This window comes from Desulfobacula phenolica (assembly GCF_900105645.1).
Classification (GTDB): Bacteria; Desulfobacterota; Desulfobacteria; order Desulfobacterales; family Desulfobacteraceae; genus Desulfobacula; species Desulfobacula toluolica.
Map to the genome: position 1 here is coordinate 379,199 of NZ_FNLL01000002.1, position 23,576 is coordinate 402,774.

The 23,576-nt window shown below is 43.2% G+C and carries 18 protein-coding genes; 7 read left to right on the forward strand and 11 right to left on the reverse strand.

Annotated elements, in window-relative coordinates:
• Window positions 1-16 precede the first annotated feature (16 nt).
• Entirely contained in the window at window positions 17-811 is a 795-nt protein-coding gene (locus BLT94_RS04150; protein ID WP_092230763.1) for a dihydropteroate synthase, read from the reverse strand.
• A gap of 159 nt (window positions 812-970) precedes the next feature.
• Between BLT94_RS04150 and BLT94_RS04155 the strand changes: the two genes are divergently transcribed.
• The 4 genes from BLT94_RS04155 (at window position 971) to BLT94_RS04170 (ending at window position 4,756) form a co-directional block, all read left to right on the forward strand.
• On the forward strand, window positions 971-1,393 hold the full coding sequence (locus tag BLT94_RS04155; RefSeq protein ID WP_041279217.1) for an acyl-CoA thioesterase: 423 nt from the start codon (window positions 971-973) through the stop codon (window positions 1,391-1,393).
• 543 nt (window positions 1,394-1,936) lie between these two features.
• Window positions 1,937-3,850: a methyl-accepting chemotaxis protein gene (locus BLT94_RS04160; RefSeq protein WP_092230766.1), complete on the forward strand. Its 1,914-nt coding sequence runs from the start codon at window positions 1,937-1,939 to the stop codon at window positions 3,848-3,850.
• Between the two features lie 34 nt (window positions 3,851-3,884).
• A complete protein-coding gene (locus BLT94_RS04165; protein ID WP_092230769.1) occupies window positions 3,885-4,244 on the forward strand; it encodes a YbjQ family protein in 360 nt (119 codons plus the stop codon).
• 95 nt (window positions 4,245-4,339) lie between these two features.
• The gene (locus BLT94_RS04170; RefSeq protein ID WP_014956051.1) at window positions 4,340-4,756 is read left to right on the forward strand and encodes a secondary thiamine-phosphate synthase enzyme YjbQ; all 417 of its coding nucleotides are present in this window, start codon (window positions 4,340-4,342) and stop codon (window positions 4,754-4,756) included.
• A 132-nt stretch (window positions 4,757-4,888) separates the two neighbouring features.
• Here BLT94_RS04170 and BLT94_RS04175 read toward each other — a convergent pair whose 3' ends face one another.
• From BLT94_RS04175 to BLT94_RS04190, 4 genes are all read right to left on the reverse strand, one after another.
• Complete coding sequence (locus BLT94_RS04175; protein WP_245742939.1) at window positions 4,889-9,031, reverse strand: hypothetical protein; 4,143 nt, start codon at window positions 9,029-9,031, stop codon at window positions 4,889-4,891.
• Between the two features lie 156 nt (window positions 9,032-9,187).
• The gene (locus tag BLT94_RS04180) at window positions 9,188-9,877 is read right to left on the reverse strand and encodes a Fic family protein (RefSeq protein WP_092230772.1); all 690 of its coding nucleotides are present in this window, start codon (window positions 9,875-9,877) and stop codon (window positions 9,188-9,190) included.
• Between the two features lie 175 nt (window positions 9,878-10,052).
• Window positions 10,053-10,673: a LysE family translocator gene (locus BLT94_RS04185; RefSeq protein WP_175530265.1), complete on the reverse strand. Its 621-nt coding sequence runs from the start codon at window positions 10,671-10,673 to the stop codon at window positions 10,053-10,055.
• A 137-nt stretch (window positions 10,674-10,810) separates the two neighbouring features.
• The gene (locus tag BLT94_RS04190; RefSeq protein WP_092230777.1) at window positions 10,811-11,728 is read right to left on the reverse strand and encodes a DHH family phosphoesterase; all 918 of its coding nucleotides are present in this window, start codon (window positions 11,726-11,728) and stop codon (window positions 10,811-10,813) included.
• A 261-nt stretch (window positions 11,729-11,989) separates the two neighbouring features.
• Between BLT94_RS04190 and BLT94_RS04195 the strand changes: the two genes are divergently transcribed.
• The 3 genes from BLT94_RS04195 to BLT94_RS04205 all read left to right on the forward strand — a co-directional run bounded on the left by BLT94_RS04195 (window position 11,990) and on the right by BLT94_RS04205 (window position 15,848).
• Window positions 11,990-14,071, forward strand: a complete 2,082-nt coding sequence (locus tag BLT94_RS04195) for a PAS domain S-box protein (protein ID WP_175530266.1) — start codon at window positions 11,990-11,992, stop codon at window positions 14,069-14,071.
• A 192-nt stretch (window positions 14,072-14,263) separates the two neighbouring features.
• On the forward strand, window positions 14,264-14,998 hold the full coding sequence (locus tag BLT94_RS04200) for a metal-dependent hydrolase (protein WP_092230782.1): 735 nt from the start codon (window positions 14,264-14,266) through the stop codon (window positions 14,996-14,998).
• A gap of 307 nt (window positions 14,999-15,305) precedes the next feature.
• Window positions 15,306-15,848: a rhodanese-like domain-containing protein gene (locus BLT94_RS04205; protein ID WP_217641224.1), complete on the forward strand. Its 543-nt coding sequence runs from the start codon at window positions 15,306-15,308 to the stop codon at window positions 15,846-15,848.
• A 169-nt stretch (window positions 15,849-16,017) separates the two neighbouring features.
• On the opposite strand, the gene acs is transcribed toward BLT94_RS04205, so the two are convergent.
• From acs to BLT94_RS04235, 6 genes are all read right to left on the reverse strand, one after another.
• Entirely contained in the window at window positions 16,018-17,985 is a 1,968-nt protein-coding gene (acs, locus tag BLT94_RS04210) for an acetate--CoA ligase (protein WP_092230784.1), read from the reverse strand.
• Window positions 17,986-18,059: 74 nt separating this feature from the next.
• The gene (locus BLT94_RS04215; RefSeq protein ID WP_092230787.1) at window positions 18,060-19,346 is read right to left on the reverse strand and encodes an L-lactate MFS transporter; all 1,287 of its coding nucleotides are present in this window, start codon (window positions 19,344-19,346) and stop codon (window positions 18,060-18,062) included.
• A gap of 245 nt (window positions 19,347-19,591) precedes the next feature.
• Window positions 19,592-21,052, reverse strand: a complete 1,461-nt coding sequence (locus BLT94_RS04220; protein WP_092230790.1) for a sigma-54-dependent transcriptional regulator — start codon at window positions 21,050-21,052, stop codon at window positions 19,592-19,594.
• A gap of 24 nt (window positions 21,053-21,076) precedes the next feature.
• Window positions 21,077-22,621, reverse strand: coding sequence for a cache domain-containing protein (locus tag BLT94_RS04225; protein ID WP_092230793.1), 1,545 nt, complete (start codon window positions 22,619-22,621; stop codon window positions 21,077-21,079).
• A gap of 7 nt (window positions 22,622-22,628) precedes the next feature.
• Window positions 22,629-23,141 (reverse strand): dihydrofolate reductase family protein, encoded by a 513-nt coding sequence (locus BLT94_RS04230; protein WP_092230796.1) that lies wholly within the window; start codon window positions 23,139-23,141, stop codon window positions 22,629-22,631.
• A 105-nt stretch (window positions 23,142-23,246) separates the two neighbouring features.
• Window positions 23,247-23,459 (reverse strand): hypothetical protein, encoded by a 213-nt coding sequence (locus BLT94_RS04235; RefSeq protein ID WP_092230799.1) that lies wholly within the window; start codon window positions 23,457-23,459, stop codon window positions 23,247-23,249.
• Between the last annotated feature and the right edge of the window lie 117 nt (window positions 23,460-23,576).

Here is a 23,576-nt window from a genome sequence, read left to right on the forward strand (position 1 = left end):
GATGTTTATTTTTCAATTAACCGGGAATCATGCCCCAGGAAAAAATATCTTCCCGGGCAAGAATGGCTGCAGCCCTTGCAGCCGATACAATTTCCCTGTTCAATATATCCAGCAGGGCATAATCCAGGCCGACCTCTGCCAGCATGGCCACATAAGCTTGCTCCATAAGGTTCTTTTTTGCTTTATCCTTTGCCCCCGTGGTAAGGTTGGAAACCCCGGCAATGGTTCTAACCGGGAACCCCATAAGATCGGGCAAAGTCCGTATGACATTCAGCACCGCCCTTGCCTGAACAATCCCGTCCTCCCATGCCAAAGGCGGCACAATGGGATCAATAATGATCCGCTCTTTTGACACCCCGGCCGCTTCAGCCCGTTCAAACAGCTCAAGCGCGACCTCAAACCGCTCAGCCTCATCCTTGGGTACCCGGCTGTCAGGATACAATAAAAATCCCACAATATCCGCATCATGCTCTTGTGCAAGAGGTAAGATCTTCTCAATTTTTTGGGGTTCAAGAGAAAATCCGTTGATGATAACCCGATTATGGGCAGCTTCAACCCCTGCCCTCATTGCAGCAGGATTAGAGGTGTCAATGAGCAGAGGAAAGTTTGTTACACTCTCCACCGCCTTAATAAAAAACACCATGCCCTCTTCAGGCGATTTGCCCAAAGGTCCGGTATTCACATCAATGGCAAAGGCCCCTTTTGCCGCACATAGCTTGACAAGATCCTGCACAGGCCTTGGGTCACGGACATTAAGCGCGTCCTGGACATCGGTTTTTGTAATTCTAAGATTATCTGCAATCAATTTCATATCAGCATTCCATTTTCATATCATTGACGAGTTGCCGGAATGATACCATTGAAATTTCAGATAAAAAAGGCTAAAAAAGAAACTTTTAAGATACCAAAAAGCTTTAAGTAAAAATCAATTCAAGTAAAAATCAAACTGAATTGATTGAAAAGGAAGATTATGGCACGCATTGAAATTGACATGATAAAAAAATTTGTTTTTGAAACTGAAATTGCCATCAGGATATCAAACCTGAATTACGGCAACCATGTGGGACATGATGCTCTTATCTCTCTGATGCATGAAGCAAGGGTTCGATTTTTGTGCCGTTTCGGCTTTTCTGAAACTGATATTGACGGGAAAGGATTAATTCTCGCAGACCTTGCAGTTTCCTATAAGTCACAATCGTTTTATGGCGACAAATTGAAGTTTGAAATAGGCACCGGTGACTTTAACAAATATGGATGTGATATATTTTATCGCGCAACAAACGCAAAAACCGGTAACCTGGTTCTACTGGCAAAAACCGGTATTGTGTTCATTGACCGTACTCAAAATAAAGTTACAACCATACCCGAAGCATTTTTATCTCAATTTTCATAGGATCAACTCAAACCAGTGCAGCTTTGATTCTTTGGACAAAACTTTCAGTCTCTGTACCGATATTTTGAACATTTCTTCAAAATCACCTGACCGAATATTCAACAATTTGACCCTGCCCTCCCCTTTTGGTCTCATTTATTTTGAGATCGCCGTCTTGAACTAGCAAAATTCTTTCCCCTAACTAGCAAAATTCTTTTCTTGTTTGAAAGATGAATTTTGCTATCTGTCTCTATGCTTATTGTTAATGAAGACAAAAAAATCAGCTCATAAAATGCTTTAAGCATAACCCAATGTATTGAAAGCCATTTATAACAACAAAACAATTCGTGTTGTAAAATAGATATTGAACTTTTTACAACACCATTTTTTTACACCATTTGGCATTCTTTTTGTATTTGAATAATTTTGTATTTGAACTATTTGGGATTCTTTTTATTAAGAATATGTCAGCCGGCTGAGTTATCGTTTTAGCGTTTATTAGCTTTGGCTGAAAAAGAGTGGCAATCAAATAATTATAATCAAATGATAACCAGAAGGAATAAAATGGAAAAAAAAAGTCTTAAATTCAAACTTATAACCGGCGGTATTCTTGTTGTTCTTTTCCCTTTAATCATCATTGGTTTTTTCTCGGTGAACAAGGCTTCCAAGGCCCTGATGGAAACCGGCAAATCCGGGGCAAAACAGGTTGCACTGGATCTTGCCGCCATGACGGATCTCTTCTTTGGACAGGAAATCAAACTTGCCAAATCCCTTGCAGTTGAACCACTTGTCATCGCTGCCGCACAAAATGTCCATGAAAACGGAAGTGACAATGCCCTTACAGATCTAAAGGCCCTGGATCAATTTTTTGCCACCGTTTTTAAGCAGACTGGGAGCGCCTATGAATTTTTTTTCATGGCAGATGCAAATGGAACTGCCGTATCAGACAACTTGGGGGGTGTACTTCGGGACAAAAAATTATCCTTAACTAACAGGGATTATTTTCAAGCTGCCAAACAAGGAAAGACCAATATCGGCGCTCCTGACAAATCAAAAGTCACTGGAAAACCAATCGTCATAGTGGCGGTTCCATTAAAAACAACATCAGGACAATTTGCAGGTATTTTTGGAGCAGTAATCAAGCTGGATATTTTATCAGATAAAATTACCCGGGTGAAGATAGGTAAAACCGGCTATCCGTTCATGGTGGACAAAAAGGGAATGACAATTATTCATCCCAAAAAAGAGTTTATTCTTGAAAAAAATTTAAAAAATATCAAAGAGGTAGAATCCATTATTTTACAGATGCTAAGTGGAAAAACCGGGACAGATGAATATTCTTATCAAGGAGAGGATAAGGTAGTCGGTTTTGCACCGGTTTCCATCACAGGCTGGGCAATTGGTGTTAACCAGGACAAGCATGAATTAATGGCCACATCTGTTGCCATGAGAAACATGACCCTTATCGTGGGAGGGACCTTCCTTGGTGTCGCAATTTTTGTAGTACTCTTGTTTGCAAGAAACCTTGTTCTGCCCATCATCCGTATCAGTGAAGGGTTGAATCAGGGAGCAGAACAGGTGACCAATGCATCAAGCGAAGTGTCTTCCACCAGCCAGTCCCTTGCCGATGGATCGTCACAGCAGGCAGCTTCAATAGAAGAAACGTCTTCATCCATGGAAGAAATATCTTCCATGACAAAGAAAAATGCTGAAAATGCACGGCATGCGGATAATTTGATGAAGGATGCCAATCAGGTGGTAACCAAGGCCAACAAATCCATGAAACAACTGATTTTGTCTATGGAAGATATTTCCAAAGCAAGCCTGGAAACCTCAAAGATCATCAAAACCATTGATGAGATCGCTTTCCAGACAAACCTTCTGGCTTTAAATGCTGCGGTTGAAGCTGCCCGTGCAGGAGAAGCAGGTGCCGGTTTTGCCGTGGTGGCAGATGAAGTCAGAAACCTTGCCATAAGAGCGGCTGATGCAGCAAAAAACACCGCTGATATGATTGAGGGGACCGTTAAAAAAGTCAATGAAGGCTCAGAACTTGTTGCCACTACAAACGATGCTTTCAGTCAGGTAGCAGACAGTTCAGGCAAAGTTGGAAAACTGGTTGCAGAAATTACCCAGGCGTCCAAAGAACAGTCTGATGGGATTGAACAGGTAAATATAAATATTTCGGAAATGGATAAAGTGGTTCAGCAGAATGCAGCAAATGCAGAAGAGTCAGCAGCAGCAGCCGAAGAGATGAACGCCCAGGCAGAACAGCTCAAAGACTATGTAAGAGAGCTTGTCCAGCTTGTCAACGGCACGACAAAAGACCGCACCTCAAATTTTTCTTTACAACAAAACCGTATCCTTGTTTCCAAAGCTGAATCTGCTTTTGCTTCTCAAAAAAGAATGCAGGCAGTAAAAACAAACGAAATCAGACCGAACCAGGTCATCCCTTTTGATGATGAATTTAAAGATTTTTAATCAGGGGCTTTAATAACACCGGCAAAAGGTTCACATGGCAGCAGTTGAAAAAACATTGCCTGCTGAGTCTGATCAAGGGGTTCTGCTGTTGAACTCAGATACACTGCCCGATAGAAAAATAACTGAGGTTCTCGGGCTTGTCCAGGGGCAAACGGTCTTTGCCATATGGCTTGGCAAAGACCTGTCCGCCATAGTCAGGCTCATTCTTGGCGGCGAATTGATTGAATACACGGAAATGATGGGAAATGCCCGGTCAACCGCCACAGAAAGGATGACAGCCAAGGCCGCTGAAATGGGGGCTGATGCAGTCATAAATGTTCGCTATATGACTACCAGTGTTGTTGGCACTGCATCTGAATTGTTGGTGTATGGAACAGCCGTCAAGCTCAGCTAAGCAGGCTCATTCTTTTTTGTGGGCAAACCAACTTGAAAAATGATTTTTTATATGGTTTATTCTTGCAACTCAATTAACTGCTACTGGAGTAATTTATGAAAACATACAGAAAAGAATTATGGTTTGAAATTCCAACCAGACGGGCTTTTGTCAATATCACATCCGACATTCAAGACTGCATCAATGAAAGCGGTGTGACCGAAGGACTTGTACTTGTTAATGCAATGCATATAACAGCCTCGGTATTTATCAATGATAATGAATCAGGATTACACCATGATTATGATATCTGGCTTGAAAAATTAGCACCCCATGAGCCGGTATCCCAATACAGGCATAATGTTGGTGAAGACAATGCAGACGCTCATATGAAAAGACAGATCATGGGCAGAGAAAGTGTTGTTGCAATCACTCAAGGAAAACTTGATTTTGGTACATGGGAACAAATTTTTTATGGTGAATTTGACGGCAGAAGAAAAAAAAGGGTTTTGGTCAAAATAATTGGAGAATAAAATTTTAGTCCAGGTGCTTACCATGTACAATATGCCATGTACAACTTCAAAAACGACTATTGCAAAGGTGTTCATCCAAACATCCTGAAAGCACTGCTAAACGGCAAAAAAACTTTGCTCAGGCGCTTAATCTTAATCAGTTTCAGTTTCTTTTTTTATTCTTTTATTTCTTTTGATCCTGGGTGGCAGGCTGCACCACAGCTTTGGTGTTGTAAATTGTTGCCACCCCCATTTTAGAATCCCAACAAGCCAGAATGACAGCCAAAGTGCCCAGGCCAGCATGGCGATGCGATAAAATAACATGGGGATTGAAAATATCCATGCCTTTGGAAGCGTTGGATCACTCACATCCTGATACCATCTTAAAAGACCGCTGTTTGATCCGTTGCCGATGATATTCATATCAGGATGACCGAGCAATCCTCTGGAAACGGCAAAAACAAGTGATCCCATGGCGGCAATAGTGAGGATGACTATTCCGGTTTGCATGAAATTAAACTTTAAGCCTTCAAGTGTGGCAGCTTTTTTTCTGCGGTCTAAAACGATCAGCCAGCTGACAATCATAACAGCGGCAGCCAGATGGCTCATAGACATACCAATGCCCAGCAGAAACCAATGATAAAACTTAAGCGGGGTCCAGCCGGTTTTAGACAAAGCAAAAGCGACCAGTACAATAATAATGAGGACCGACCAGAAGAGAACCGCCGGTCCGACCAGCTGTTCTCCCCCTATAAACAAGGGCCAGCAGCTGCGCGGAAGATAAATGTCAACACTTGCATTCACACTTTGGGTGCCCAGATCAATATCAGAACTCTGATATCTCATTGCCAACCTTTTTGATTCAACCCACTTAAGTTCAATGTTCTGTTGACCCGGGATGATGGGAAGCGCTACCCGTCGGCCTTCCTGGCGGACCGGCTGAATTTTTCCCTTGATTTTCACTTCCTGTAATTTGGCAGTTAAGGGAAGAGTAATGGTATGTTGCCCCCCCTGACTGCTTTTAATGGCAAGCAGCATTTTAGCGGCTGTGTTTTTTTGTCCCGGGCGCAGTTCAAGATGGCTTTTTTCAATGGTCAATGTCTGCCCTTCAACTCCGGCAGGCCTGGAAATATTCAGGCTGACCGTTTCTCCCGGCCAGGGGTGCCATGTGGGATACCAGCGGGTTCCGGTTTTATGCAGGATCACGGGTATGCCTTCATACTCCAGGTGAAATATGGGACTGACATCAACCTTCCAGATTTCTGTCCAGGCAGTTGTTTGTTTATGTTCAAGCTGAAGCTGATCAGCAGGTTCCAAAAAGGATTCCCAGCTCAGATGCCCCTGGCCGGCACCCAGGTTGATTTTGGCAACACCAGCCTCAACCCGTAGCCCTTCTGTTGTCACCGATTCTCCCGGCAAAAGCGGGATGTCCAGTACAACTGCTGACCCTGTCGGGCTCAGGCGTTGAATCTTTGTTTGGATTTTCCAGACAAGACCTAGCAAAACATTTCGTTCTACCAGCACAAACGGCGGAAGAATACCGGTTTCCAGATTTTGTGTCTGTTGTTCATCTTGTTCCACAATCCGCTTGAACTGCAACTGGGCGTCAACCTTTCCATCAGGATGCACCCCTTCTACAGACCAGCCCTCAGCGTTAACGGTAACATGATGGGGCCTTAGAGGAAGAGGAAGCTGCAGCACATTCTGCTTTCGAATGGGACCACTCAAGGTCACCATATGTCTGCCTGCCGGAACCAGCATCCATAAACCGTTTTCCTTGCGCAAAAGGCCTTGGGCAGGACTGCCGTCAATCATCACATGATTGGGCAGCCAGTGTTTCACATGGCTTGGCAACGGTATGGAAGCATCCAGTTGCGCATCCACATTGATATCCATTGAAAGCCTATCGGAGCTGATGTTTATATGGACATCCGGCATATCAGAACAGGCAGGATAACATTCATTTTTTTCAAGAAGCCTTGCCTGCAGCTCATCGAGCATTTGCTGAGATGGAATTTCAGTGCTTTGAGCAAGGTGGGGGCTCAATAAAAAAAACACCAGAAACGCACATATCTTAAGTGATTTCATTCCTGTAAAACCAACTCCTTCCCCTGGCCTGTACCTGATTCCAAACATGCCAAACGCCAGAAAAACAATGAGAAAAACCCGCACAAACGCCAGAATCAGGTTTGTCTTAGGACCGATAAGAGCAAATGTGACTCTCTGATCACGAGTCACCGGCCCGGACCAACTGAAATCAATGGTCTCAAAAGGGAGCCATTTGGGCATCCCCGGCCCTGTCTGGGTAAGAGCTTTTGGATCATGCTGCATGACCTGGGTGCCGTAATAGGAAGACCCTGCACTGGAAATTGAAGATTTCAAACGCGCCCCCTCTCTTTTGACAAAGGCCTTGCCGGACCTGCCGACAGACTCGGAGTCCATGTATGAGTTCATGGGTGCGCTCTGCATTTCCTTTAGCGCATCCCTTTGCATGCCTACAGGAGAAGATGCGTTTTGACGCAAAGCATAATCGGTCATTGACGTCCATGGCTTTGCCAACTGTGGATACATACCGATCCTGAGCGCATGAATTGAGTAAGGAATTACAATTATCACAAAGCACAAAACAGCGACACTCTGGTAAAATTTAACCGCTTTTTTAAACGCTCCATCAGGCAGGTATTTGAGCAATGCAAAACCAATCAGCATGGCCGGCCAGATATAACGAGGGGCTCCTGGTTCATGATAGATCAATACCAGGGTTAAAAACGCAACCCCGGCCAGGGGCTTTGAAAAAAGTTTCGCCAGTGCAATTGTAAAAATAAGCACAATGAAAAAATCCAGCAGGGTCCAGCGTTTAACCCATGTGCGCGGGATATTGTCAATGCCGGTAGCATTCAGCAATTTCCAGCCCGGCGGCAGGTACAAGCGTCCTTTGGCCTGCTGAAAATCATGATCCCATCCTGTGGCCGGAAGATTTGTAATTTTTCCTTGATACACACTGTCGGCAGTAAGATTTAAAACCCCGTTGCGAAGTTCAATACCTGCCTTATCAGATCCTTTGCGCGCGGTAATAAACTGCTCGATTCCATCAACAGCAACCCTTCCAAGCGTGATGGCCGGATCTATTTCCAATCGCCAATTGGTATTTTTCTGGCCGTTGATCCGGTCCTGGATCGAATACCCTGAACCGTCAAACCTCAGCCAGAGATTCCGGTTCAATGTCATCTGATCCGGTGCAGGGTTCGGGTCACCCCGTTTGATTTGCTTAAACCGCATGGAATCGCCGGGCAGCACTCTGTAGGCGGGATATTTACGCCAGTCCTTGGGCACGGATGTCCGAAGCGGATCAATTGACGGCACCCCGCCAATCTCAACAAGTCTCAAATCTGGTTGCGCACGAAATGACCATATCTCCTGTTGGGGCCAGAACCCATTATCAGGCGGATGAAACGAAAATTCGTGTAAGGGTCCTGAATGCCGAAGTGTTACGCTCACGCTGTATTGTCCGGGTCTTACCTGCATGAGCATCCGGCCGTCGTGTTCAAGCCTGGCCGGAAGAGCGCTTTTTAATGAAAGAGGGGTAAAATTTTCCGGTGCATAAAGAGGACCCAATGTAATTTCCCGGGCAGAACCAGCCACATCAAGAGTAAAATAGAGCATAACCTTAGACGGGATCGAATCCTCTATCAGCCTGAAACTCTCGATTTTAAGACGATTTTCAATCTTTTCTTCAGTCTGGAGTCTCTTTAGCCACAGTCGGCCGGATTCATCAAGATTTGGAAACCCGATCTTTTCATTGTTTACAGTCAAAGAAACAAGGCCGGACTGAGCTGGGATCTTAAGATTTTCCGGCAGCCGGGTCCAGGTGAAACGCCCGGTTATCCTGTGAAGTCCAGGTTGAAGTTGAACTTTCGGCGTATAGTGCTTCTGTAGAATGATCCGGGTTTTTCCGTCAACTCGGACATCCAGAGGCCAATGCCTGCTGTTGCCCGGCAGTGTCACCCAGCTTTCGTGGTGTACCAGCCAGGACTGGCTGAATTGTCCGCCCTGATCGTTCAAAGCCACCTCAAGCTCGGACGGCCAGGCACATTGATAAATATCGGCATCGTTATATTGCGCAATACATTTCAATTGTTCCTCTTTATCATGCAGAACCCAGTCCACCCAGGGTTGAAGCAATTTTGGAACATGCACCACCGTATTTGCAGAACATGGCTGAATAAAGGCAAAAACAAAAACAAGAACCAATAACAATCTGCATTTAGTACAAAAAAAATGATGTGTTGTTCTCACAATACTTCTCCTGTTAAATGGTATCGGGACGTTCGTATATAAGTATCATAATTTAAACTTGTGTAAATACCGAATTGGCACGATTCTGACACATAGGGACTGTCTGCCGAAACGAAAACAGTTTATGCAGTGCTTATGTGTACCAAGTCAACTATATTATTCTTTCATGATTTTTATAATTCTTTCATCCAAACAAGACCTTAAAAAGATATTCATCGGCTTCTGATCGCAAGTATCGTAAAAAGTGAGCATCAATTGATTAAACTCAAGTTGTCTTTTTGCCGGAAGATTAATAGCAGGGTATCCATAATTTAACAAAAGCCCATTCATGATAAACCGCCCCATACGCTTATTTACATCATAAAAAAATTGACATCTCGCTATTGTAAGAAAAAAATGAATAGCTTGATCATAAACATCGGATATCTTGGATGCCTCATCCACCATTTTCTCAAACAACCCAGGTAACGAATCTGCCTGTGGCGGCATATAGCTCGTTCCCGCAATGGTAACCCCGCCAGATCTAAACTTTCCACACTCCAAAGCTTCGTCCCTGGCAGCGATCAGATGAAGAGTACAGACTTTTTCAAGAGTGATCTCAAACTGATTTTTTTCTATTAACTCAAATAACCTGCGCCATGTATCAGCTTGATTAATCGCTATATTCTGGTCAGTTACTTTATGTCCCCCAACAGTAATTCCATCCAATATTGTTTGAATTTCCGGCAGGGTAAAATTAATTCCTTCCAGGGTCACTGCATCCCATACAAATTCAGACAATTGACGTTTGGCAAGCATTATGGCCTTTGCTTTATCGGGTTTCATGTTCCATTTCGTTTCTTTCATTATGCTCACCAACTATTTATATTTCATAAAATTTCAAACGTTTCGCTTCACAGGCCGGGTGTGAGGATCAACAAACTTTAAAAACGCACATACTTAAGTCCGGTCCGCAGTGTAAGCGATTGTTGAACAAAAAATTGAAATCGACGACCTTATCAAGTTGACACACTCTTAAAAGTTATGGTTTGTTTGAAGTTACCAACATTACTGAAAAACCTATAAAACAACTTCCTGTAATTTTATTAAAAGCTTTAGTATACTTTTTGATAGCAGGTGAAATAATTTGCGCACCGATAGAATAGAAGAAAAGAGAAAAAACTGAACACCCGAGAAGTGTTAATAAAAGAACAGCAAATTGTGAATAGACATTGCAATCAAGATTAATAAATGGAAGAAACAAAGCAGAAAAAAACCCTAAGGCCTTTGGATTTGCAACTGACACACCAACTCCTTGTAAATATAATTTTATCGGACTTTCTTTTTGTTTCTCTAAACATGATTCTGTTGAAAAAAATGCTTTCGACTTAAAAGTTTTGATTCCTATAAAACAAAGATAAGCAGCGCCAAAATACTGTAACCATATAAACATCGTTTTCGAAGATTCAAGCAATACACCAAGACCCATTACCGCCATAAGAGAAAGCAGAAATAGCCCGGATAAAATTCCCAATATAATCGGAATTGAATTTTTTGTTCCATGATTCAAACTATGTGTAATGACGGATAAAATTACTGGACCGGGTGTCATAGAGGCAATCAAACATACCGTAACAAACAAAACCCAATTTTCAAGTGACATAAAATTCATCCTTTATACTTGAACGAATAACAGCCCGGTCCGGTCGTAATTCCTGGTTGAATTATATGATACGATGACTTGTTTCTTTAATGCATTCCCGCCCCGCGTATCATCATTTAAAAATGGTAATTAATGAATCAGGTTTCCTGCATCTTTTCAATAATCATTTTCAAAACCTCATCAGCCTTATCAATGTCTACCTGGCATGTTCCCACTTTTTTATGCCCCCCGCCGCCATATTTCAGCATCAAAGAGCCGATATCAACGGTGCAGGTTCTATTTACAATACTATAACCGCAAGTCATAACTATATTCTGACGCTGAAATCCCCACATCACTTGAATGGAGACATTCTGGTCAGGGTATAGACTGTAAAGTACAAAACGGTTGCCGGTATAAATTTCCTCCTGATCTCTTAAATCCATAACAATGACATTACCATGAAGAGTGGTGTTGGTACGGGCCATCTCCTTAAACAGAACATCCTGTTCAAAATAACGGCGGGTTCGCTCCTTTACATCCTCGATTTCCAGTATCTCTTCAACGGTTTTGCAGCGGCAATAGTCAATCATATCCATCATCAGGTTGTAGTTGCTGATGCGATAGTCTTTGTAGCGGCCCAGCCCGGTTCTGGGATCCATGACAAAGGACAAAAGATCCCACCCTTTGGGGTTCAATATCTCATCCACATTAAAGTTACCGGAATCAGCTTTGTCCACTGCCCGGACCAGATCATTTATATATGAACCGTTAAATATTTTTTTCCCTCCATAATAATCATAAATCACACGGGCTGCACTGGGTGCGAAAGGGTCACTTTTACCATCAAATTCCCCATGGGCCTGACGCTCCATTTCGCTTGAATGATGATCAAACCAGAGGCCACATCCTTTGACATAAGGGATATTGGCAAGAATATCATTTTCATTCACATCAATCTTGCCATCCTGAATATCTTTGGGATGGACAAATTTGATATCATCAAGGAGTCCCTTTTCTTTGAGCAATGCTGCACATCCTAATCCATCAAAATCTGAACGGGTTAATAATCTCATGTCATGTCTACCTTATTATAATTTAAGTCTTTTTTTTCCACTTTCTGCGATATGATCATTTTCAATATGGAAAGTCAATCAAAATTTCATCTAGAGCAGGCTCGGTATAAGGCTTTTGCCCAATATAAAGTCCAACGTTCTTGTCTATATTCTTTTCTCATTAATTTGATTTTAAAATATTTTTTTGCTACATGAGATCAGTGTTGTTATTAAATCCGACATTTAACTATGACTAATTTCAACGGATTAAGGATATTAATTATGCATTATCCAATCGAACAGGATCAGATAAAAAGCTTTTTTACATACTCTCCTATTGGCACATATGTGGTTCAAGGTCATAAATTCCGGTTTACCAACACAAAATTCCAGAAAATTTCCGGCTATTCTGAAAATGAATTATTAAAAATGAATCCATTGGATCTAGTGATAGAAGAAGACCGGCAAAAGGTAAGAGACAATGCAGTCGCCATGTTAAAACATAAAAGAAAGGAACCATATGAGTTCAGAGTGGTTACAGCCAATGGTGAAACCAGGTGGGTTATTGAGAGTGTGGATGCCATAGAGTTTGAAGGTCAAAAAGCAGTGGTCGGCCATTTCATGGATGTGACTGAAACCAAGCAGATTGAGAAAAAATTGAAAATCTCCGAGCAGAAATATCGGTCTATTTTCGAACTGGTAAGAGAAGGCATTATCATTACCAGTTATTCTAACGGCAACATTATTGATGCCAATATGGAATTTCAGCGCCAGACCGGATACCTGCTTTCCGAACTTAAACAAAAAAAAGTATGGGAACTCCAACCACCTGAATTCCAAAAAGAGGCACAAGAAAGTTTTTATCGTTTCAAGGAAAACCCGGGCGGCATAACATCCTGGAATTTATGTCAAAACCAGGAGGGCAAAATCCTACCCGTGGAAATTATTGCCCAGCATATGTTCATATCGGGCCAGGACATGATCATCTGTATGGTCAGAGACACCAGTGAACGCGAGGCCATGATGCGGGCATTAACCCTGGCATCGGAAGAGTGGCGCAAATCCTTTGATGCCCTGGATGATGCCGTAATGCTCATCAACCCGGATTTTAAAATCAGGAGAGCCAATATGGCCACCTCTCGCCTTTTGAACATTGAAATCAGTCAGCTTATCGGCATGCGCTGCTATAACCTTTTCCACGATATGGACACCCCTCCCCAATATTGCCCACACCTAAAAGCGCAAAACACAGGCATTTATTGTGAAGCCGAGGAATACGAAAGCCACCTGAACCGGACCCTTCATTTCTGTGCATCTCCTATAAAGGACAATAAAGGGAAGATTACACACACTGTTGAAGTTATCAGCGATGTTACCACCCACAGGCAAAATGAAAAAGAATCCTTACGGTTGAGCAAGGATCTTGCAAACAGCTTTAAAGGCATCACCGAAGCGTTAAGCGAACTGGTTGAAAGCCGTGATCCCTATACTGCAGGGCATTCCAAGCATGTGGCAAAATTGGCCGTTAAAGTAGGAAAAATGATGGGATTAAACAAGAACGAGCTTGAGGGCCTCAATGTGTGTGCGCTTTTACATGATATTGGAAAGGCTATTATCCCGGCTGCTATTTTAAATAAACCTGGAAAACTGTCCAAACACGAATGGGGCTTTATCCGGGAACATCCCACAACCGCATTTGAAACCCTGCGCCGCATCCCTTTTCCCTGGCCGGTTGCAGATGTGGTTCACCAGCATCACGAACGGCTGGACGGCACAGGCTACCCACTGGGAATTTCAGGCGATAAGATACATCTTTGGGCTCGCATTATTTCAGTGGCTGACATTTTTGACGCTATGACCAGCCACAGGCCTTACCGCCCCGGCCTTCCCCTTAAGGAAGCCATAGACGAACTGTCCGCCGGACTGAATATCCAGTATGACTCTAAAGTAGTTGATGCCATCATTCATGTCATGCGCATGAATGACAGCCATGTCATGGTGGTGGACTATGATCCTTCAATCGTTGAAGGTGTCAGTGCCGAACTAAAACTTGCCGGTCTTGAACCCATTGGGGTTACAACATCAGGTGATGCTTTAAAAAAAATCTTGGAAAAATCATTTTCCATGGCCATCATTGAACTTGAAATGCCGGAAATTAACGGGGTTCAACTTACTCAGAAAATCAAAAGCCTTTATCCTGACTGTGAGGTAATATTGATCGCTAAGTGCGACAGCAAAGAAGGCTCTTTAAAGGCGCTTCGATCAGGTGCTTCGGATTTTCTTGAAAAACCCATCAACTCCATTTTGTTCAAAAAAAGTATCAGCCGGGCCGTACAGAGGTATGCCAGCAGAAAACACAGGTAGTGCTTCGTGGCAGGCAGATAAAATTCATACACACAGTCTCCTTTTTTACATTTTTTGCGCTATGATCACTTTAGATATTGAATTACTAGTCCAATATCTACAATAGATTGTTACAAATTTAAATTTTTTATGATACTAATGGTTTTTTAGTGGTTTAACAATATATAGCAACAGTATCACCGGGCAGAAAAAGTGGCTGAATTTAAAACACATTTTACCATAACCAGTATCGGCAGCAGCATTGCATCCACAATGCTTTTTGCATCGGCGATTGCCACGCCGCAGGAAGTGCTTCTCTACTTTACACTCGGCGTGGTTGGCGGTCTTTTACCGGATATTGATTCAGACAACTCCCTTCCCGTTCGAATGCTTTTTACGTTTATTGCAACCGTCATATCCTTTCTTGTGATGTTCAAGCAGCCGCCTGAAAATACAGCTGTCGAACTGCTCCTTGTATGGATGGGAAGCTTTGTATTTATAAAATATTTTCTTTTTTCACTTTTTACAAAAATAACAGTCCACCGAGGCATCATTCACTCGATACCCGCCTCTGTCTTTTTCGGGTTTATCAGCACGATACTGCTTTACCGCATTTTTCATTTTAATGAATTTGTCGCCTGGATGGCAGGCATGTTTGTTTTTGGAGGATATATAATCCACCTGCTGCTGGATGAACTTTACAGCATCAATCTTACAGGTTTCAAAATTAAAAAATCAGCAGGAACCGCATTTAAATTCGGGAGTGCATCAGATCTCAAATCCACATTTTTTATCTACCTGGCCATTGTTCTTCTGTTCTTGGCCACACCTGAACACAGCCACTTTTTTTCAATAATTCTCGACACCAGCACCTACCATCACCTGAAATTTTTTCCCAGTGACAATTGGTTCAGTGAATTGACGTTTTACCAATCAAAATTTCCTTAAATTCCATCACTCCCATTAAATTCAAACACATAAGATTAACAAACAAAACATACCAATGATTACAGTGAACCATCAAGTTTCAGCTCATCTGGAAAAAAATTGTATTATTTGCGCTTTATTGAAACTCTTCTTTATGATCAAAATGTTGGTAAAAGCATAATGACACAAAACTGACAATCGGTTAGGTTAAAATTTTTGTTGACATAAAAAAAAGAAAATGAATATATATCTTCCGACATTATCCAATATAATCGAAGCTTCATAATGGTTTAAAAACCTCATCGTAAACAGAAAAAAGGAGATCAATATGAAAAGAAAAATGATGGCATTTTTGCTGGCTCAATTACTGGTATTTAGTTTTTCTATAGCCTGTTTTGGGGCCTCAACACTTCCCCCAAAAAAACAGACCGTACTTGCCAAATATGTGACGGCGAAACAAGCGTATGAAAAATACTCCCAAGACCCGGCCAACGTCAAGATCCTTGATGCCAGAACCATAGGTGAATATGTGTTTGTGGGCCACGCCCCCATGGCGGTTAATATCCCCCTAAAATTCCTGGACCGCGGATTGACAGACAAAAACAAGCCTGTGATGCCGACAAATGAAAATTTTGTATCCGAGGTGACGAAACGATTCAAAAAAACGGATCAGATCCTTGTGATGTGCAGGTCTGGTGCCAGAAGCGCAGCCTGTGTCAATTTGCTTGCCAAAGCCGGATTCAACGATGTTTACACCATTACCGACGGGTTTGAGGGAGACAAGGACGATCAAGGTCAAAGAACCGTGAATGGATGGAAAAACTCAGGTGTCCCCTGGACCTTTAAACTTGATCCTGCATTGGTCTATTAAACGATTCAGAACACTTTAGGCAGAACATAATAAAGGGCCGGTCTGAACATCCCATGGATTTCAAACCGACCCTTTCATGTAAAGCGTATCCGATCAAGGGCGCTTTTTATGTCTTTTACAACACCACTTTTTATAATACCAGCAGCTTGTCAGGCCATATGAAACGATTTTAGTTACTTGTTAATTCCTTATGGTTTTCGATCAGGCTGCCCACCACCTCGGGATCTGCAAGGGTGGAGATGTCGCCTAAGCTGTCAAACTCATCAGTTGCGATTTTTCGCAAAATCCGGCGCATGATTTTGCCTGAACGGGTTTTGGGCAATGCAGGTGCAAAATGGATAATATCAGGTGTGGCAATTGGCCCGATCTCCTTTCTGACGTGCAGTTTGAGCTGGCTTAACAGTTCGTCGCTCGGGGTTGCACTGACATTGAGGGTGACAAATGCATAAATGCCCTGGCCTTTAATGTCATGGGGAAAGCCGATCACTGCGGCTTCGGCCACCTCCTTATGGCTGACAAGGGCGCTTTCAACTTCGGCCGTCCCCATCCTGTGGCCGGACACATTGATGACATCATCCACACGTCCTGTGATCCAGTAATAACCGTCTTCATCCCTGCGGCATCCGTCACCGGCAAAGTAATAGCCGTCAAACATCTGAAAATAAACTTTTTCAAATCTTTCATGATTATTGTAAACAGTTCTCATCTGGCCGGGCCATGGTTCTTGTATGGCCAGGATACCGTCACAAGCCCCTTCAAGGGGTTTGCCCTCTTCATTTAACAACACCGGATTAACACCGAAAAACGGCAGGGTGGCTGAACCCGGTTTCTGGTCAATGGCATAGGGAAGAGCCGTAATCATGATACCTCCGGTTTCAGTCTGCCACCAGGTATCCACGATCGGGCATCTTTCTTTGCCCACATGTTTAAAATACCATTTCCATGCCTCGGGATTAATGGGTTCGCCAACCGATCCCAACAATCTTAAAGATGAAAGGTCATATTGTTCAACCCATTGCTCCCCCTGAGCCATCAATGCCCTTATGGCTGTGGGAGCTGTGTAAAACTGGTTTACCTTCCATTTATCCACCGTGGCCCAGAACCGTCCAGGATCAGGATAATTGGGGACCCCCTCAAACATGATGCTTGTGGCACCTTGTGAGAGGGGACCGTAAACAATGTAGCTGTGCCCGGTTACCCAGCCGATATCAGCAGTACACCAGTAGATGTCGTTGTCATGGTAGTCAAAAATATATCTGAAAGTGATACCGGTATAAACCATGTAGCCGCCTACATTGTGTTGCACACCTTTGGGAGTTCCGGTTGACCCGGAGGTGTAAAGGATAAACAAAGGATCTTCTGCATCCATCCATTCCACGGGACAATCCATGCTTTGCGCCTGGATCTGCTCATGCCACCACACATCCCTGCCCTGTTTCATTTCAACCTTGGAACCGGTTCGATTGACAACGACACAGCACTCCACCAAATGCCCCTGTTTCTCACACAGATCCATAGCCGTATCTGCATTGCCTTTTAACGGAACCGCCTTGGCCCCCCGCATAACACCGTCAGAGGTAACAAGAACTTTACAAAGGCTGTCCAGTATACGGTTAGACAAGGCGTCTGCGGAAAAACCGCCGAAAACAATACTGTGAATGGCACCGATTCGGGCACATGCCAGCATGGTGACGGCAAGCTCCGGTATCATGGGCATGTAAATGGCGACCCGGTCGCCTTTTTGTACGCCTTTGGATTTTAAAACATTGGCAAATTGACAGACCGTTTCATGGAGTTCTTTGTAGGAAATTTCACGGTCTTCGCCAATACTGTTTCCTTCCCATATCAAGGCGGTCTGATCGCCCCTGTCTTTTAAATGCCGGTCAAGGCAGTTGTAAGTAATATTTGTTTGGCCGCCCTTGAACCACTCGATATTAATGGGGCCTTTGGAAATGCTGTAGTTATAATCCCGGACACTGTCCCAGCGTTTTTCCCAGTAGAACTGATCCGCCATTTGTGTCCAGAATTCTTCTGGTTTCTCAATAGACTGATCATACATCTGTTTGTACTCATCCATTGTTTTGATCCAGGCATTTTTACGGTATTCATCCGGTGCATGAAATTTAAATTCGCTCATTTTGCCTCCTTTTTCAATTAAAACCGTATACAAAATTGATGTCACTATTTTCCGCAGTTATAAAGAACTTTGTCTTAGGTCTCTTCAGGCACGGGAGTGGCGATAAATTCAGGCTGCTCTTCAATTTTAGCTACAGGTTCAGTTGCAGGAGCCTTGGTCGTCAAAGCCACAACCGCTCCAACAAGAAGCAGTCCTGATGCAAGAATATATGCCATCCTGGGAGTATTGGTATAAGCTATGATCATTTGAGAAACCCTTGGGAATATAAATCCTCCCACACCCCAGGCACTGAATACCAGACCGTAATTAACACCAAAATTTTTTAAACCGAAAAAATCTTTGGTAGCGGACGGAAACAAGGAAAGGTTGGTGCCGTAATTAAACCCTATGAGCATAGCGGCAATAACCAGAAGCATAACCTGGGCCGGTGTGATAAACAAAAGTGAAAAGATGACAATGGCCTGAAAAATCAACATGATAAAAAGGGTGTTAGCCCGTCCGATACGATCAGATAGTATCCCTGCAATGACCCGTCCAGACGCATTTCCCACTGCCATCAAAGCCACAACCACCCATGCCATCTGACCCATGCCGTGTTTTGCCATCCCGGCCACACCGCCTATTATCATAAGGCCTGCACCGGAGGCGATACAAAAAATAATCCATAGTTTATAAAAAGTGACTGTACGAAGCATTTTTCCGGGTTCAAAATCAATGCTTGTGTTTGCCGTGGAATTTTTATTTTGAATTGTTTGGGGATGAACATAACCGTCCGGCGGATTCACAAGAAATTGCGCAAGTGCAGAGACAATAACAAGAAAGGCAATACCAAAAATCAGCATAGACTGGGAAAGCCCGAACTTGTCGATTAAAAATATGGCCAAAGGGGCGATATAGACCGATGCCAGGCCGAATCCGGCCACTACGATACCTGCGATCATGCCTGTTTTGGCAGACGGAAACCATTTAATGGCAGGTGGTGTGGCTGATGCATAGCCAAATCCAAGCCCCATACCCGTGAAGATCCCGAATCCTATTATCCAGCTTATCCATGAAGTGGAAAATGAAATGAGAATCAAGCCAAGCCCTGTGAGAATACCGCCGATAACAGCCGTAATCCTGGGACTGAGTCGGTCTTGAACACGGCCGGCAAAAATCATGGTAAAGGCAAAGACCAGACAGCAGACGGCATAAGGGTCGTTTAAAGACGCAAGGCTCCAGTTAAAAAGACCGTCGCCTGCCACAATTGACTCTTTGATGCTCATCTTAAAAATACTCCAGGTATACAATATTCCCAATGCCAGATTGATACCCAGTCCTGCCATTGTTACACGCCAGCCTATATTTTTAATTTTCTCCATGAGCAATTCTCCTTTAATTAATAATTGTTATTCATTTATTATTAAAGCAAGTATTGTGCCCGATGATGTTAAGATCATATCTATTTGTTTTTATTTGATTTATTTAGAATAATAGGATTGATTAAACTTTTAAAAACCTACAACAAAAGTTGTAGGAAAACAAACAATTCCGAGCGGATGTTAGGCAGTACCGATCAAAGCAAAGAATCCACAACTTTTGTTGTAGATACAACTTTTGTTGTAAATTAGTTTTTATCTTGTTCCTGTTTTAACTTTTTCAGCCGCTTACTCAAGGCCTGCTGAGAGATGCCCAGAATTCCCGCTGCAGCGGACTGGTTTCCGCCGGTTTGCTTCATAGCCTTTTCCACAAGCTCTCTGGAGGCTTCTTTAAGGGTTGGAAGAGAGACAGACGAATCCTTGTCTGGCCCGGCCCCGGATTCAAATGACCCGGATACGGTTTCGCCTGAACAAAATGAACTTGATCCAAACACGCCCGATCCGGCTAGGCCCAGGCCCTTGAACAGATCCGCTGTCATAGGTCCTTTCCGATATCGTGAAATAGCGTCATACACCATGGATTTCAACTCCCGTATATTGCCCTTGAACGGATAAGTTTCCATCTGTTCAATCAATATTTTGGGAAGTTCGGGAACCGGTTTATCCAGTTCATTGGCGGCCTGGCATATGAAACGGTCCAGCAGCAGCGGCAGATCCAGAAGACGGTCCCGGAGGGGAGGCAGGGTAAGGGTGTGGGTGGAAAGCCTGTAAATCAAATCTTTCCTAAAAACCCCTTTTCTTTCAAGGTTCCACAGATCCCGGTTGGTGGCGGCAACAACCCTGGCATCTGACTGCCGTGTCTTGTCAGACCCCAAGGGCAGGTATTCCCTTTCCTGAAGCAGACGAAGCAGTTTAACCTGGGAGGTCAAGGCAAGATCTCCTATTTCATCCAAAAAAAGCGTGCCCCCGGCCGCCTGTTCGATCAGGCCGGGCCTTGAGGTTTGTGCCCCGGTAAACGCCCCGGTAACATGCCCGAAAAGCGTATCGGAAAAGATATTGTCATCCAGTCCCGCCACATTGACCACAACCAGTTTTCCCTTTCTCTGGCTCAACTCATGAATGGACTGGCCAATGAGTTCCTTTCCAACTCCGGTTTCCCCAAAAACAAGGACCGGCTGAGAAGACGGGGCAATGGCCTCAATATAGTGAAAGATGGAGTGCATCTTTTCATCCTGAGTGATAATATGGGCAAATGCCTTGGGATTTTTAATCTGGGCAAACAATTCTGTTGGCAGAGTCACCTTGGCTTTGTTTTCCAGGTTGATCAGGGCAAGTGCCTGTTTGACTGCAGCCAGAAGCCGCTTTTCCTCCACCGGTTTGACCACATAATCCATGGCCCCTATTTTCATGCAGTTTACAGCCGTATCCACGTCAATTGCACCTGTAAGAATAATAACAGGTATCCTGGGATAAGTTTTACGAATAATTTGAAGCAACCGCCTGCCGTTGATATGGGGCATATTCAAATCCAGGATCATCAGGCAGGGAATCTGACGTTCCATTTGCCGGATAACGTCCCTGGCATCGCTGATGGTGATAATATTGTCCATACCCGCCATTCTCAGGCAGGTATCCACAGCCAGAAGAATTTCCGGTTCATCGTCAACAATAAAAATAGGCCGGTCCAGGGTATGTTGTCTGTTTGCCATTATTGTATATTGTATCCTGCTGATTTAAACCTTGTTCTCAACACGGCTCACCGGTAAAAATATTTTTACGGTCAGACCTTTTCCAAATTCCGAATAAAATTCCATTATCCCCTTGTGATCATACACAATCTTCTCTGAAATAGAAAGCCCGAGACCGGTCCCCCCATGATCTCTTTTGGTTGTAAAAAAAGGCTCTTTCAGCTTGTTCAAATCTCGTGGATGAACTCCCGGTCCGGTATCGGACAACTCTATCACAATAAAACCGGAATTTAGAGAAATTGAGGTTTTCACTTGAATTGACTGTTCCGGGGTTTCAAGGGCCTGACAGGCATTCACCACCAAATTGATCATCACCTGCTGCAGTTGCTGAAAATTGCCTGAAATCTTTGGCAACCCCTCTTCCAGATAAACCGACAGGTGATGGGTTGCTTTTTTCAATATGGAACGTGTCAGGTCCAGGGATTTTTCAACCACACTATTAATATTGATATCATCATCCATTTCAACCCTTGTGGGCCGGGAAAAATCCTTTAACTCGGTGATGATTCTTTTTATCCGTGCCGCACTGTCTTCCATTGACGTCAACATCATCTCAATGCGGTTTGAAAGATCTTTGTAAGGCATATTGCAGACAACAGCATGCTGTTGCTGCTGCTTAAAATGATCATCCAGAATCGGGGTAAATGACGCCCAGGCTTTTTTAAGATTCGGTGCATTGAGCATCAACGAGGTGGCAGGATTATTGATTTCATGGGCAACACCTGCAACCAGTATGCCCAGGGAGGTCATTTTATCTGCCTGAAGCAATTGTTTATCCCTTAAACGTGATTGTTCCATTGCCATTATCCGTTGTTTTTCACCCTTTGTTCCCTGCCATACAATATACCCGGACAAGAACAAAAACAGCATCAAAATTCCGGAACAAGTATAAATCAATTGGTGTGTGATGGTAAGAATCTCCTGCCTGACATCTTCAACATAGATACCTGTTCCGATAATCCATCCCCAGGGGGCAAATCCCTTTACATAGGAAATTTTGGGAACAATTTTATTGGAATCCCCCTTCCATTGCCACAGATAATCCACAAACCCGGCATCTTTTTGTTCCACGATTTTAACCATATCAACAAACAAAAGCTTGCCTGCAGAGTCTTTAAAATTCGACATATCCCTGCCCTCAAGATCCGGGCGGTAGGGATGCATGATCATTCCGGGAGTCATGTCATTTATCCAGAAATAATCTTCTTGTTCAGGGCCGTATTTTAATTGCTGCAAATGGGTGATGGCGGCAAGTTTTGCTTCTTTTTGTGAAATCAAACCGCGTTGGGCTTTTGAATAAAAAAAATCCAATGTACTCCACGCTGTTTCAGTCAGATGCATAATGCCTTCTCTTTTACCGTCCATCATATTTTTTTCCAAAAGGGGAATGATTAAAAAGAAAATGGTCAGGATAAAAAGAAGAATGGTTAATGCGACAGGAATAATAAGTCGTACTGGAAGGGTTTTCAAAAACAAAGGTGTTTTTTCAAAATCCGGTTCTAATGCGTTTATTTTTTCAGATGAAGACATTCAATTTTTAGTATGATTCTTTTTTAACCCTGTATATCAATAACACATGGCCCTCATCAATTTTTTTGACTTCCATCAGTTCCAAACGGGTATCCAGAATTTCATTAAACAAGGACATACCTTTGCCGAAAAACCTTGGTACAATGGTGAGATGGATTTCATCCACCAGATTTTCTTGTAAAAACAAGGTATTCACAACTGATCCGCCAACAAGTGTTGCACAAGTTAAGCCCTGTGCTTCAAGTTCTTTTAAAACCTGCTTTGGTGTCTGGTCGGTAAAAATCAGATCCGTGTTTTTGCTTGTCCTTTTTTTGTTCCTTGTCATGACAATATTTTTGCGGTCAGGCAACACTTTCCCGATGGTATCAAATGTTTTCGAGCCCATGATCATGGCTCCTGCCTTTCGTGTGACATCAACAAAATATTGTTTGTCTGCTTTTCCGGTCCAGTCAACCAATTGCATGGAATTTCTTGCAATCATCCCGTCTGCTGTAACAGCCATCAAGAGTATCACTTTCATTGTTTACTATCCTTTTTTAACGCCTCCGATCTTATGCATATAGATCTTATTCATCCGGATCTCATGCACCCGGATCTAAGGCGTAAGGTCTCAAGTTATCGGGTCTCAGTCACTTGGCCATTTCATATTTTTTTCTTCAACAAAATAACAAAATCTGTCCCAGTTCACCTCTTTTTTTGAAATCGGACACCTAAGGGTCACCTTGGTTTCACTCAAATCAATAACCTCCCAGTCACCGGATCGTCTTGATCCCTCAATTCGTATCTTTTGCCCGAGTTTGAACGGATAAGGCGTAAACACTGTCACATCATGATTCATAGCATTGGCTCCTGTTTTTTATATGAAAGTCTTCAAAAAATCCAAACAGTAACTTTCATATTTTGTTGTGGGCAAATCTGAGCGAAAGACCAAGTCTGCCCTTGGCAGTTATTAAAT